At 66.8% G+C, this 12,317-nt stretch carries 13 protein-coding genes; 1 reads left to right on the forward strand and 12 read right to left on the reverse strand.

All coding sequences use genetic code 11. From position 1 onward, the window contains the following. Positions 1-2: 2 nt before the first annotated feature. Together ACFTSF_RS05220 and ACFTSF_RS05225 are read right to left on the reverse strand one after the other, a co-directional pair. Positions 3-485, reverse strand: a complete 483-nt coding sequence (locus ACFTSF_RS05220) for an RDD family protein (RefSeq protein ID WP_344159425.1) — start codon at positions 483-485, stop codon at positions 3-5. A 14-nt stretch (positions 486-499) separates the two neighbouring features. Beyond that, positions 500-1,096 carry an RDD family protein gene (locus tag ACFTSF_RS05225; RefSeq protein ID WP_380152598.1) on the reverse strand — a complete coding sequence of 199 codons (597 nt, stop codon included), beginning with the start codon at positions 1,094-1,096 and terminating at the stop codon, positions 500-502. A gap of 95 nt (positions 1,097-1,191) precedes the next feature. Here ACFTSF_RS05225 and ACFTSF_RS05230 point away from each other — a divergent pair, with 95 nt between their 5' ends. Beyond that, positions 1,192-1,581 (forward strand): DUF2752 domain-containing protein, encoded by a 390-nt coding sequence (locus ACFTSF_RS05230; RefSeq protein WP_344159431.1) that lies wholly within the window; start codon positions 1,192-1,194, stop codon positions 1,579-1,581. 47 nt (positions 1,582-1,628) lie between these two features. Here ACFTSF_RS05230 and ACFTSF_RS05235 read toward each other — a convergent pair whose 3' ends face one another. From ACFTSF_RS05235 to ACFTSF_RS05280, 10 genes are all read right to left on the reverse strand, one after another. Next, positions 1,629-2,180, reverse strand: coding sequence for a hypothetical protein (locus ACFTSF_RS05235; RefSeq protein ID WP_344159434.1), 552 nt, complete (start codon positions 2,178-2,180; stop codon positions 1,629-1,631). Between the two features lie 104 nt (positions 2,181-2,284). Beyond that, on the reverse strand, positions 2,285-3,061 hold the full coding sequence (pstB, locus tag ACFTSF_RS05240) for a phosphate ABC transporter ATP-binding protein PstB (RefSeq protein ID WP_380152600.1): 777 nt from the start codon (positions 3,059-3,061) through the stop codon (positions 2,285-2,287). A gap of 21 nt (positions 3,062-3,082) precedes the next feature. After that, positions 3,083-4,003 (reverse strand): phosphate ABC transporter permease PstA, encoded by a 921-nt coding sequence (gene pstA / locus ACFTSF_RS05245; RefSeq protein ID WP_380152601.1) that lies wholly within the window; start codon positions 4,001-4,003, stop codon positions 3,083-3,085. After that, positions 4,000-5,187: a phosphate ABC transporter permease subunit PstC gene (gene pstC / locus ACFTSF_RS05250; protein ID WP_380152602.1), complete on the reverse strand. Its 1,188-nt coding sequence runs from the start codon at positions 5,185-5,187 to the stop codon at positions 4,000-4,002. The genes pstA and pstC overlap by 4 nt, the downstream gene beginning before the upstream one ends. A gap of 143 nt (positions 5,188-5,330) precedes the next feature. Continuing rightward, complete coding sequence (pstS, locus tag ACFTSF_RS05255; protein ID WP_380152603.1) at positions 5,331-6,458, reverse strand: phosphate ABC transporter substrate-binding protein PstS; 1,128 nt, start codon at positions 6,456-6,458, stop codon at positions 5,331-5,333. 235 nt (positions 6,459-6,693) lie between these two features. After that, complete coding sequence (locus ACFTSF_RS05260; protein WP_380152604.1) at positions 6,694-7,974, reverse strand: hypothetical protein; 1,281 nt, start codon at positions 7,972-7,974, stop codon at positions 6,694-6,696. Beyond that, on the reverse strand, positions 7,967-8,401 hold the full coding sequence (locus ACFTSF_RS05265) for a hypothetical protein (protein ID WP_380152605.1): 435 nt from the start codon (positions 8,399-8,401) through the stop codon (positions 7,967-7,969). Before ACFTSF_RS05265 ends, ACFTSF_RS05260 begins: the two co-directional genes overlap by 8 nt. Positions 8,402-8,408: 7 nt before the next feature. Beyond that, entirely contained in the window at positions 8,409-9,728 is a 1,320-nt protein-coding gene (locus tag ACFTSF_RS05270) for a hypothetical protein (RefSeq protein WP_380152606.1), read from the reverse strand. A gap of 11 nt (positions 9,729-9,739) precedes the next feature. Further along, positions 9,740-11,023, reverse strand: coding sequence for a hypothetical protein (locus ACFTSF_RS05275; protein WP_380152607.1), 1,284 nt, complete (start codon positions 11,021-11,023; stop codon positions 9,740-9,742). Between the two features lie 20 nt (positions 11,024-11,043). Next, the gene (locus tag ACFTSF_RS05280) at positions 11,044-12,306 is read right to left on the reverse strand and encodes a hypothetical protein (RefSeq protein WP_380152608.1); all 1,263 of its coding nucleotides are present in this window, start codon (positions 12,304-12,306) and stop codon (positions 11,044-11,046) included. Positions 12,307-12,317 lie beyond the last annotated feature (11 nt).

Here is a 12,317-nt window from a genome sequence, read left to right on the forward strand (position 1 = left end):
CGCTAGCGCTGGGTGTCGATCACGACGTACGTGTTGAGCACCTTGTCGTGCAGGGTCTGCTTCTTCTCGTCCCAGAGCGGCCACAGTACGTCGATCAGCGGGGCGTAGGCGAAGACCCAGCTGAGGAGCTCGCGGCCGAGCGCCTTACCCGGGCCGACCGGCTGGTTGTAGACACCGTCGATCAGACGGATCTTCAGCACGCTCTTGCCGATGCTCTGGCCGGTGTTGCCCTGGCGGAACACGCGGTTCCACAGCCACAGGCCGAAGCTGATCGCCATACCGGCCAGGAACGCGAGCACGGCCCAGGCCTCCGGTGCGTCGTTCTCCAGGTCCGCCCGGGAGAAGACGTTCACGATGAACAAGATGTAGCCGATGGCAACGGGGAGGTTCTGGATCAGCCCGTCGACGAGCCCTGCCCCGACCCGCGGCCCCCACTCCGCCAGCGGAGCCCATTCGTTGTTCGGCTGAAAGTACGGTGCAGTCATTGGTGTGTCCTGTCTCAGGTGCTGACGACGATGTCGTTGACGACTTTGTCGTGCCAGGTCTGCTGCTTCTCGTCCCACAACGGCCAGAGCAGGTTGATGAAGCAGAGGTAGTTGAAGAAGTAGGCGCAGATCTCGCGGCCGAGGTTCGCGCCGAATCCGATCCGTTCGCCGGTCTCGATGCTGATCACCCGGCTGCCGGTGATCTTCTTGCCGAGCGACTGGCCGGTGCGGCCCTGCTGGATGACCCGGTTCAGGAACCAGATCACGAAACTGCCCAGGAATCCCAGCGACAGCGGAGCTCCGGCGGCATCCGAGGTGTGCATCGCGATGGTGACGATCAGCCCGATCCCGGCCGGAATCCCCTGCACGAAACCGTCGATCAGGGATGCGCCGACGCGCGTTGTGAAGCCGACCGGATCACCGGGGAGCGCATAGCGGAAGTTGCCCTGTCCCGAAGGGCCTTGCCCATAAGGGTTGTAGCCCGGCTGGATCTGCCCGGCCGGCTGGAACCCGCCACCCGGCTGGCCCGGCGGGTACTGGTTGGGCTGACCAGGCGGGTACTGATTCGGCTGACCGGGCGGCGTGGGGCCGCCGTACGGAGGGGTGGTCACCTGGGATTCCTCTCTGGTGCACTGCTGCGGGCTGCAAGGCAGGTTACTGTGGTGCGGTGAGTGATGGCGTCGTAATCCGCCCTACGGGACCGGTCGTGCCGGTGGACCGACGGGTGCAGGGGCTCGCGCTGGTGGGGGTCGGCGGCTTCGCGCTCGCCGGGGTCTACCAGCTGACCGGGCTCGGCATCCCGTGCATCCTGCACGCCACCACCGGTCTGAACTGTCCACTCTGCGGATCGACCCGGATGGCTGCCGCCTTACTCCGTGGCGATCTGAACGCCGCCTGGCACTTCAACCCCGTCGTACTGGTCCTGGGACCGCTGATCGGCCTTGCCGTCGGCTACCAGGTGCTGGCGTGGGCCCTGGAGGCACTGCGGCTGGTGAAGCTGCCCCGGATCAGCATGAGCCCGCGGGTCGTGGACTGGCTCACCAAGGCCGTGATCGCCTTGATGATCGTGTACGGCGTCGCTCGCAACCTGAACTGAAGAGCGCCGGGTAGCGAGTGCTACCCGGCGCCCTTCGAGCGTGAACGTCAGCGGCCGACGAGACCGGTGGCGTACGAGATGATGCCGAGGACCAGGAACGCGATACCGCCGATCCAGGTCACCTTGGCCAGCGTGTCCGACTGGCCCTGCTCGCGGTACTTGCTCTGCGCGAACAGACCCAGGCCGATGGCGGCCGGGGAGCAGCAGAACCAGCACACGATGCCGATGATCGACAGGATCATCGGGGTGTTGCTCGGGGCAGCCTGTGCACCGTAGCCGTAGCCCTGGTTCTGGCCGCCCGGGTAGGCGCCGTAGCCACCGGCTGCCGGCTGACCCGGCTGCTGGCCGTAGCCACCGGCACCCGGCTGCTGCTGGCCGTAGCCCGGAGCCTGCGGGGGCTGCTGGCCGTAGCCCGGCTGCTGCTGCCCATAGTCAGGCTGCTGCGGCTGGCCGTACTGCCCGGGCTGACCCGGGTAGGAACCAGGCTGCTGCTGGCCGTAGCCAGGCTGGCCGTACTGCCCCGGCTGGCCGCCCGGAGTCTGGCCAGGAGTGTCCTGGGGGTCGTTCTGATCATCGCCGGGAGGCGTCGGAGTGCTCACCACAGTCCCTTCTGAGACATCGAAGAATCCCCGCAGACTATCTGGGCCACGGGTTCAGGGTCACGTACCCGCGCCGCCTGGCGCGGGGACGTGATTCTCTGTGATCAGCCGAAGCGGCCGGTGATGTAGTCCTCGGTGGCCTTCTCGGTCGGATTCGAGAAGATCTGCTTGGTGGCCGCCATCTCGATCAGCCGGCCCGGCTTACCGGTCGCGGCCAGGTTGAAGAAGGCCGTCTGGTCCGAGACCCGGGCCGCCTGCTGCATGTTGTGCGTGACGATCACCACGGTGAAGCGGTCCTTGAGCTTCTCGATCAGGTCCTCGATCGCCAGCGTGGAGATCGGGTCCAGGGCCGAGCAGGGCTCGTCCATCAGGATCACCTCGGGCTCGACCGCGATCGCCCGGGCGATGCACAGCCGCTGCTGCTGACCACCGGACAGACCGGCGCCCGGCTTGTCCAGGCGGTCCTTGACCTCGTTCCAGAGGTTCGCGCCCTTCAGCGACGACTCGACCACCTCGGTGAGCTTCTTCTTGTCCTTGACCCCGTTCAGCTTCAGGCCGCTCGCGACGTTGTCGAAGATCGACATCGTCGGGAACGGGTTCGGCCGCTGGAACACCATGCCGACAACCCGCCGTACGGCGACCGGGTCGACGCCGTTGGCGTACAGGTCCTGCTGGTCCAGCAGCACCTTGCCCTCGACGCGGGCCCCCGGGATCACTTCGTGCATCCGGTTCAGGGTCCGCAGGTAGGTGGACTTGCCGCAGCCGGACGGGCCGATGAACGCGGTGACCGAGCGGGGCTCGATCGTCATCGACACATCCTCGACGGCCTTGAAATCGCCGTAGTAGACGTTGAGGCCGCTGACCTCGATGCGCTTAGCCATATCGACTCAGAACCTCTCTGACTATTTCGACTTGATGGTGCTGAACCGGGCAACCAGCCGGGCCAGCAGGTTGAGGGCAAGGACCAGGAGAATCAGCGTCAGAGCCGCCGCCCAGACGCGATCCGCGGCCGGCTGCAAGGCCAGCTCGGTGCGGTCCTGGTTGATCATCGTCGGCAACGCGCCCTGGAACCCGTCGAACGGATTCAGGTTGATGTTCTTCGAGTAGCCGACCAGGATCAGCAGCGGCGCGGTCTCACCCATCACCCGGGCCAGACCGAGCATCACGCCGGTGACGATGCCGCCGAACGCGGTCGGCACGACCACCTTCAGGATCGTCTTCCACTTCGGCACCCCGAGCGCGTACGACGCCTCCCGCAGCTCGTCCGGCACCAGCTTCAGCATCTCCTCGGTGGAACGCAGTACGACCGGCAGCATCAGCAGCACCAGCGACAGCGACACCGCGAACCCGACCCGGTTGAAGCCGAAGATCGTGATCCAGACCGCATAGACGAACAGTGCCGCGACGATCGACGGGACACCGGTCAGGATGTCGATCATGAAGCTGACCGCCCGCGCGGCCCGCGTGCCCTTGCCGTACTCGACCAGGTAGACCGCGCCCATGATCGCGATCGGAACCGCGATGACCGCGGTGATCAGCGACATGATCAGCGTGCCCATGATCGCGTGATAGGCGCCGCCACCCTCACGACGTACGGTGACGCCGCGTTGCGACTGACTCCACCAGTCCGCGCTCAGCAGGAGGTGATATCCCTTGCTGACAACGGTCCAGAGGATCCACAGCAGCGGGATGATCGCGACCACGAAGGCGGCGACGATCAGCACGGTGGCCAGCGTGTTCTTGAAGGCGCGCAGCCCCGACTTCCCGGTGAGGTCCAGCTCCTTGCCGTCGTACGCCGGCCTGTTCTCGATGACTGCGGTCATGACGAGGCTCCTTCGGCGGCGGCCGTCGTACCGGCGCGGCGGTTGCGCTTCGGGCGCTTGGCGCCGGGCGCGCTGCGGGCGACGATCAGGCGGGCCGCGGAGTTGACCAGGAAGGTCACCACGAACAGCACCAGGCCGGCCGCGATGTAGGCACCGGTCTTCTCCGGCGAGTCGAACTCGGCGGCGTTGTTGGCGATCTTCGACGCGAACGTCTCACCACCGGCGAAGATCGACGAGTTCCACGGGTCGTTGCCGTTCGGCACCGACAGGATGATCAGCACGGCGACGGTCTCACCGAGGGCCCGGCCGAGGCCGAGCATCGCGGCACTCGTCACACCGGAGCGTCCGTACGGCAGGACTGCCATCCGGATCATCTCCCACTTGGTGGAGCCCAGTGCCAGCGCGCCTTCGCGGTGCGAGATCGGTGTCTGCGCGAAGATCTCGCGGCTGATCGCGGTCACCACCGGCAGGATCATGATCGCCAGTACGACGGACGCGGTGAAGACGACCCCGACGTTGTCGCCCGGCGGCTTGTCGAACAACGGGATCCAGCCGAGCGCAGTGGACAGGCCGTTGATCACCGGCCGCAGGATCGGGGCGAAGAACAGGATGCCCCACAGGCCGTAGATGATCGACGGTACGGCGGCCAGCAGGTCGACCGCGTGCGCGACCGGTGCCGCGAGCCGCTTGGGTGCGTAGTACGTGACGAACAGCGCGACCCCGATCGCGATCGGGACCGCGATCAGCATCGCGATGATCGAGCTGATCACGGTGGTGTAGAACAGCGCCGCGATACCGAACCGCGGCTCGGCGCCGCCCGGCTCCCAGATCCGGGAGAACAGGAAGCTGCTCTTGTTGTCGGCGAGCGAGGGAATCGCCAGCGCCAGCAGGAAGATGCCGACGAACGCCACGATCGCGACCACCAGGCCGCCGGATCCCCGGGCCAGGCCGGAGAACAGCCGGTCGCCGAGGTGACCGACCGGGCCGAGCTCGAGCTTCTCCTTGCTCTGCTCAGGTTCCGGGGCCGCGGGGCGGGCGCCGTCGTCGTGCTCGTCGGTCAACGTCTCGAAGTGCACGGACGCCGGGCCGGTGGTGTCGACCAGGTCCTCGATCCGTGGTTCTGCTCCGGAGGCAGCCGGTTCCGCCGGCCGGTCGGGCGGTTCCGTGCCGTCTGGACTACTCATTGATGGTGCTCCAAGCGCCTGGGGTCGTCGTCGGGCTGTGTGCGGTGCGGGATGACGAGGCGAAGCCCCGGCCGTCGTCCGAGGAACTCGGGACCGGCCGGGGCTCGCTTCACTGCTTTGTCGTAATCAGCGGATCTGCTGGATCAGCTGATCGTCTGGATGGCCGCGTCGACCTTGGTCCGGATCTCCTCCGGGAGCGGCGCGTAGTTCAGCTCGGTGAGCGCACCCTGGCCGTCCTTGCCGGCGAAGTAGGTCAGGAAGCTCTTCACCAGCGCGGTCTTCTCGGCCGGCAGGCCCTTGCTGCAGGCGATCTCGTAGGTGACCAGGATGATCGGGTAGGCCCCGGCCTCCTTGGTCGCGTAGTCCAGCTTCAGCGCCAGGTCGGATCCGGTGCCGGCCGGCTTCGCGGCGGCCAGCGCCTTACCGGCGGACTCGGCGGTCAGCTCGACCGGGGTGCCCGAACCGTTGTCGATCTGCGCGACGCCGAGCTTGTTGTCGACGGCGTACGACCACTCGACGTACGTGATCGCGTTCTTGGTGCTCTTGACGCCCTCGGCGACACCCGCGGACTTCTCCTTGCCCGCACCGGTACCGGTCCACTTCTTGGCCGGCTCACCCTTCCAGGCGCCACCACCGGCGGCCTTCAGGTACTTGGTGAAGTTCTCCGTGGTGCCGGACTCGTCCGAACGGAAGAACACCGAGATCGGCGCCGACGGCAGCGTGACGCCCGCGTTCAGCTTGGCGATCGCCGGGTCGTTCCAGGTCTTGATGTCACCCTGGAAGATCTTGGCGGCGGTCGCGCCGTCCAGGACCAGCTTCTGCACGCCGTCCAGGTTGTAGGCGATCGCGACCGGGCCGATGACCATCGGCAGGTTCAGCGCCGGGTTGTTCGCGCACCGCTTCGCGGCCTGCGCGGCCTCCGGCTCGCCGCCGTCCTTGGACTCGGTCTTCAGCGCCGAGTCCGAACCGGCGAAGTCCACCTGGCTCGCGTTGAACTGCTTGATACCCGCGCCGGACCCGGTCGGGTTGTAGTTCACCGTGACCTTGTCGCACGTCTCGTTGTACTTGCTGATGACCTCTTCGATCGCGTTCTTCTGCGCCGAAGAGCCCTCGGCGTTCAGGGTGCCCTGCGGGCACTCCGCACCGGTCGAGGAGGAACCCGTGCTCGGGCTCGAGGAGCCGGACGGCTCCGGGTCACTGCCACAGGCGCTCAGAGCGAGCACACCGAGGGATGCCACGGCGACGGAGCCGACGCGGAGCAGGCGATTCACGGACACGAGAGTGTTGCCCTTCTGCGGGAATCAGACTTCTGAACTTCCACAGACGGTAGGGAGACCACGTGACTGAACGGCCCGTCGCCGGTAAACGACCGGTGAACGGTTCCAGCACCGTAAACGACGCCCGGCGTGCCACCAGGCAGCCATCAGGTGAACTGAGTTAGCGCCCGTCACTCTCAGTGCATCAAAACGATCATTTGCTCACGTTTCGGTAACACTCAGCGCTCTCCTAGTACACGGTCAAGGTGAAGTAGGAAGTGCTCGTGGCCAGGACCGGGAGCCCGTTCACCTTCACCGCCGGAGTGAGGACACGGTACCTGGTCGTCCCGGCCGGCGCCGTGGCCCGGAACTGAATGCTCACCACGCCCTTCTTCAGGGCCAACTCGCGCGCGTACCGCCACTGCTTGCCGTCCCACCGCTGTAGCGCCGCCTTCATGTCCACCGCCGGCTGCACCTGAACCTTCAGACCCACCATCCGCCCAGCACGTGCCTTCGAGGCGACGATTCCGCGGGTGTAGATCCACGCGATCGTCTTCGAGGATTTGGCGCTGGTCGACGCGGCCGACGTCAGCTTGATCGCCGACTGGGTGACCTGCTTCGACGGCAAGACCCAGAGGCGGTACTGACGCTCGCCCAGCGACGCGATGTGTGTGTCGAACGACGGCTCCCGCACGTTGCCGTCGTACCGGCCGTAGGTCTTCCACGGCGCCTTGCTGTTCGGACGAGCCTGCAGGTGCACCAGCGGGCTGATGTTCGTCAGGTTCGACTTGAGGGTGCTCTCGATCCCGAGCTGCTGGCTGAACGTCCCCAGCGCGGGCACGACGAACGAGGCCGCCATCGTGCCCACTTCGACCTTGCGCTCGAGCCACGGCCCGTCTCCGTTGGACAGGAACGACTCGCGCCACTCGTTTCCGGCGTACAGGGTGATCGTGGCAGGCCGCGGCCTCGCAGGCACCGTGTACGACGTCGAGCCGGCCGGGATCAGCATCCTCTCCGTCGGTCGGCCCGGTACGACGACCTGGGCGCCCAGGTACTCGTCCGCCGCCGGCCGGTCCAGCGGGTCACCAGGGTTCGTGTCCGCGACCACCGGCTGCTTCCACCGCACCAGCTGCACCGACCCGTCAGCCAGCAAGTTCGCGTCCTCGATGATCGGATACACCGGAATCCGAGCATCGAACTCCACACTCGTCGCCGACGGTCCGTTCTCCCCCTCCGGGGTTCGCACCAAGACCCGGATCAGAACCCGATCCCTGTTCATGAACCTCGACCTGTCGATCAGAAGCTCATTGGCCCCGCCGGCTACCGTTCGGCCGCTCGTCTCGACGAACCCGGTCCCCGGGTAGGACGTCCAGATCTCGTTCGCGTCCCCGCTGTCCTGCCAGGTCACCCGAACCTTGTCCCCCGCCCAGGCGACCTGCACATCAGTAGGCGCCTCAGCAGCCCAAGCAGGCGTGGACAAACCCGCGGTCAGCAGGAGGGCGGCGCTACTGATAGCGATTGATTTACGCATGAAGTTGGCTTCCTAGCGAATCGTGAGAACGAAGGGCTTGCTGGTGGTGGCGAGGACGGGCAACCCGTTCACCGTCAGTCGCCCACCGCGCGTCGAACCACGCCGAAGGCGTCGCCGTACTCTGCTCGCCGCCGTCCTTCGTCGTCACCGTCACACGAACCCGGTTGTCGTCCACGAACCTGTTCACGAACGCCTCGTTCGGCGCACCCGCCTCCGTGAACTCAACCACCTGAATCAGCGGCCGATCCGGATACTCGACCCGAACCGTATTCGCCTCGCCCTGGTCCTGCCAGCTGATCCGGACCCGCCCGTCCACCCACGCCACCTGCACGTCGGTAGGCGCTTCGGGAGCCGCAGCCCAGGCCGGCGTGGAAAGACCCGCGGTCAGCAGAACGGCAGTGGTGCCAAGAGCAACTAATTTGCGCATGAGATCCCTAGCGGACGGTGAGGGTGAACTCGCGGCTGATCGTCGGCTCGATCGGCAGGCCGCCGACAACGAGCCGGGGGACCGCGATCCGGTAGCGGGTCTTGGTTCCGCGCCCGGCGGCCCGAATCGCCACCGTCGCCTTGCCGTTGGTGAGTTGCACGGTCCGCGCCGTACGCCAGCTCGTGCCGTTCCAGGCTTGCAGGGTGACCTTGGTCGTCACCCAGGGCCGCGAATCGACGACCAAGTTGACGGTTTGGCCGACCTGGGCGGTCGGACGGCTGAAACCTGCGGTCGCGATGTATGCCCGCGTCTTCACCAGCCGCGCGCTGGTCGATGCCGGTGTCGCGACGATCCACTCGCTCTGCTCGGGGAAGTTCTTCCAGCTCGGTACATTGAGCCGGTACTCCTGCCCGCCGCGTGCGCGCGTCCCTCCTTGCACCTGGCCGGCAGTACCGGACGTCGCCCGCGAGATGTAGCCCCACGGCTGCTTGGCCTTGGCTCGTCCTTCCAGCGTGACCGGGATACCGACTGTCCTCGGCTTGCAGCTCGGCGTCACCGGCAGGCAGATCGGCGTGCTGGCTGTCGCCTGGATCGGCTCGCTCCAGCTGTACTCGTCCATGGTGGGGACAAAGGTGTAGCGAATAGTCATCGTGCTGAACACGAGCCTCCGCTTCGACTCCTGCTTGCCCCACTCGTTCTGCGCAGCGATCCGGACCGGGAACGGCCGAGGACGCGGTGGTACGACGGCACTCGTCGTACCGGCCGGAGCTGCGAACCACTCCATCGTTCCGCCGGCCGATTCGCTGGGGGACCAGACCACCGGCCCGACCGCCTTGCTCGTCGGAAGGTCGAGCGGATCGCCGGGAGTGGTCTCTTCGGGCACCGGGGCGTTCGCCCAGTTGACCTGCAGCGCCCCGTCCGGGAGCGGCGTCGCGCCCTTCAAGGTCGGTGCTGCCGGCCCGGTGGTGTCGAACCAGGCCGAAAAGACCGGAGAACTCTCGACACCGTCAGCGTCGACCGCCGTCACCTGGATCCGGGCAACCTTGTTCAGTCTGAAGTAGGCAACTGCAGTACGCGCGACGTCGTTGGGCTGGTCTGCCGGCACTTGAACCAGAAGCTCAGGAGTCGGCCAGTCCTGGTACTCGACCCGCACCCGATTCGCTTCGCCATTGTCCTTCCAGGTCAGCCGCACCTTGGTGGGCGCGGCCGGATCCACCCAGCCGACCTGCAGGTCGGTAGGGGCCTCCGGAGCCACAGCCCAAGCAGGGCCCGACAACCCCGCGGTGAGCAGCAGAGCGGCGCCACCGATAGCCATTGATTTACGCATGAAGTGGCTACCTAGCGAATCGTGAGGGTGAAGGGAGTGCTGGTGGCGGCGTCCACCGGCAGGCCGTTGACAGTGACGGCCGGGGTGGCGATCCGGAACTTCGTCGTGCCGCGTCGAGTCGCCTTGATCGCGACGCTCGCTCGTCCCTTCGTCAACGGGAGTGCCCGCGCATAGCGCCAGTGCTTGCCGTCCCACTGCTGCAAGGCTGCCTTCATGTCGACCTCGGGCCGGACAGCGACGTTCAGCTTCGTGGTCTGGCCGACCTTCAGGCTGGCCGGCTGGAACTTGGTGGTGAGCATCCTCGAGAAGGTTCGCGAGGATTTGGCCGCGGTCGAGACCGCAGGCGCCAGGGTGATCGTCGACCAGTCGGACTTCTTCAACGCCGGGACCCAGATCCGGTACTGGCGGCCGCCGAGCGAACCCAGGCCGGTGTCGAACGACTTGATGTAGGCGGAGTACCGGCCGTAGGTCTTCCAGGCGGCTGCGCTGTTCGGGCGCGCTTGAAGCTGAACCGCATCGAAGTATTCACCCGGCAGGTTGGACGTGAGAGTGGTGCGCATCGGCATCCACAGCCCGTATGCCATCCGCGCCGGTACGCCGGACAGGACCGCCTGCACCGTGCCGACAGACACCGTTCGCTGGTACGACGGGCCGCTGCCGGCCTCATGGATGTACGACGCTTTCCACTCGTTACCGGCGTACATCGTGATGGACCACGGCCGGGGCCGGGCCGGGACGGTGTACGTCGTCGAGCCGACCGGGACCGTGATCTTCTCCACCGGCGCCCCGGGAGCCCCGAGTTGCAGACCCAGGTACTGGTCGTCGACCGGCCGGTCCAGTGGATCGTTCGGCGTCAGGTCCTGAACCGTGGGTTGCGTCCAGCGCAATCGCACCGACTGATCGGCCAGCAGATCGGCGTCCTCGATGAAGGGGAAGACCGGCACCCGTGCGTCGAACAACGGGCTGGTCGCCGCGGTGCTACTGCCCTGACCGGTGAGGTACGACGTGACCAGGATTCTGATCCGGTCACGATCCTCGAAGGCGGCACCGGAGATGCTGGCCTCGTTCGTCTGCGTGGCCGTCCTGTTGGCGAGCAGCACCGTCCGGTCCGCGTCCACGTACTCCGCTCGGACCATGTTCGGTTCGCCGTTGTCCTGCCAGGTCACGCGGACCTTGCCGTCGGCCCAGGAGATCTGTACGTCGGTCGGTGCTTCCGGGGCAGCGGCCCACGCCGGAGTGGACACGGCAGCGGTGAGGACAGCCGCAGTGGTTGCGGTGACGAGAAGCTTGCGCATGAAGAGAGTCCTAGCTCGGGTCACAGAACGATGAGGGTGAAGGTCTTGCTGGTGGTGGCCAGGATCGGCAGGCCGTTGTAGCTGAACTTCGGAAGCACGACGCGGTAGCGCGTCTCACCCTTCAGCGCGGTCTTGATCGGCATCCGCACCATCGCGCCGTTCTTGATCTGTACGACGGGACCGCTGCGCCAACTCCCGTTGGCCCAGCGCTGGAGGTTGCCGCGCACGGTGACACCAGGCTGGATCTTCACCGTCAGATACACGTTCGTTCCGAGCTCTGCTGCCTTCTTGTCGAAGCCGACGACCGCGAACTTGGTCGTGGTCTGCGACGACTTGGCCGACGTCGACGCGGCTGAGAAGAGGTCGATCCACCCCTCCTCGATCTCTTTCACCGCGGGCACCCACAAGCGGTACTGGCGGCCGCCGAGGGACGCGATCCCGGTCTCGAACGGCCGGCCGACGCTTCCGCTGTACCGGCCGACGGTCTTCCACGGGGCTGTGCTGGTCGGGCGTGCCTGCAGCTGCACCGGGTGATTGGCGTCAAGCGTGCTGTAGATGCCCAGACGCTCGCCGAAGACTCCCTGTGCAGGCACGGAGATCCCCGCCCGCTGTGTGCCGGTATGCACCGTCCGGCTGTCCTCTAGGGGTCCGGAGACGGACCGGCCCCACACGTTCCCGGTCTGCACGCTCGTGCTGGTCCACGGCTCGGCCTGCGCGGGGACGGTCATCGTGGTCGTGTCCGGAGCGATGGGGTACGTCGCGAGCCTGCGGCTGCCGGCCCACTGGTCGACCCACACCAGCCGCCAGTCCTCGGATGTCGGCCGGTCCAGCGGGTCGTTCGGCGTCTGGTCCGCGCGCGTTGCCTGCGTCCACCGCAGCCGGACCGACCGGTCGGCCAGCAGATCGGCGTCCTGGATGAACAGGGGTGCCGGCCGACGAGTGTCGAACGTGACCGACGCCGTCGGCGCACCCCAGTGCCCCGTCGTACCGCTCGCGACCGTGATCTGCACCTGCTCCCGATCAGCCCCGAGCATGGACGGGGAGACCATCAGCTCGTTGGTTTCGCCCTCGACCCGTCCTCCGAGAACCGCGCTACCGCCGTCGGCCGGGACAGTGGTGCGGATGGTGTTGGCGGCCCCGTCGTCCGCCCAGGTCACCCGAATCTGGTCCCCGGCCCAGGAGATCTGTACGTCGGTCGGGGCCGGATCAGCAGCCCAGGCCGGGGTGGACAAGGTGGCTGCCATCACCGCCGCAGTGGTTGCAGAGGCGAGAAGTTTGCGCATGGAGAGAGTCC

Origin of the sequence: Kribbella sp. NPDC056951 (genome assembly GCF_042674205.1) — a bacterium.
In the GTDB taxonomy this organism is placed as follows: Bacteria; Actinomycetota; Actinomycetes; order Propionibacteriales; family Kribbellaceae; genus Kribbella; species Kribbella yunnanensis.

Excerpts from the sequence above, each read along its gene's own strand:
- ACFTSF_RS05220 (WP_344159425.1), bottom strand. The coding sequence starts at position 485 with ATGACTGCACCGTACTTTCAGCCGAACAACGAATGGGCTCCGCTGGCG.
- pstB (WP_380152600.1), bottom strand. The coding sequence starts at position 3,061 with ATGGCTAAGCGCATCGAGGTCAGCGGCCTCAACGTCTACTACGGCGAT.
- pstA (WP_380152601.1), bottom strand. The coding sequence starts at position 4,003 with ATGACCGCAGTCATCGAGAACAGGCCGGCGTACGACGGCAAGGAGCTG.
- pstC (WP_380152602.1), bottom strand. The coding sequence starts at position 5,187 with ATGAGTAGTCCAGACGGCACGGAACCGCCCGACCGGCCGGCGGAACCG.
- ACFTSF_RS05260 (WP_380152604.1), bottom strand. The coding sequence starts at position 7,974 with ATGCGTAAATCAATCGCTATCAGTAGCGCCGCCCTCCTGCTGACCGCG.
- ACFTSF_RS05265 (WP_380152605.1), bottom strand. The coding sequence starts at position 8,401 with ATGCGCAAATTAGTTGCTCTTGGCACCACTGCCGTTCTGCTGACCGCG.
- ACFTSF_RS05270 (WP_380152606.1), bottom strand. The coding sequence starts at position 9,728 with ATGCGTAAATCAATGGCTATCGGTGGCGCCGCTCTGCTGCTCACCGCG.
- ACFTSF_RS05275 (WP_380152607.1), bottom strand. The coding sequence starts at position 11,023 with ATGCGCAAGCTTCTCGTCACCGCAACCACTGCGGCTGTCCTCACCGCT.
- ACFTSF_RS05280 (WP_380152608.1), bottom strand. The coding sequence starts at position 12,306 with ATGCGCAAACTTCTCGCCTCTGCAACCACTGCGGCGGTGATGGCAGCC.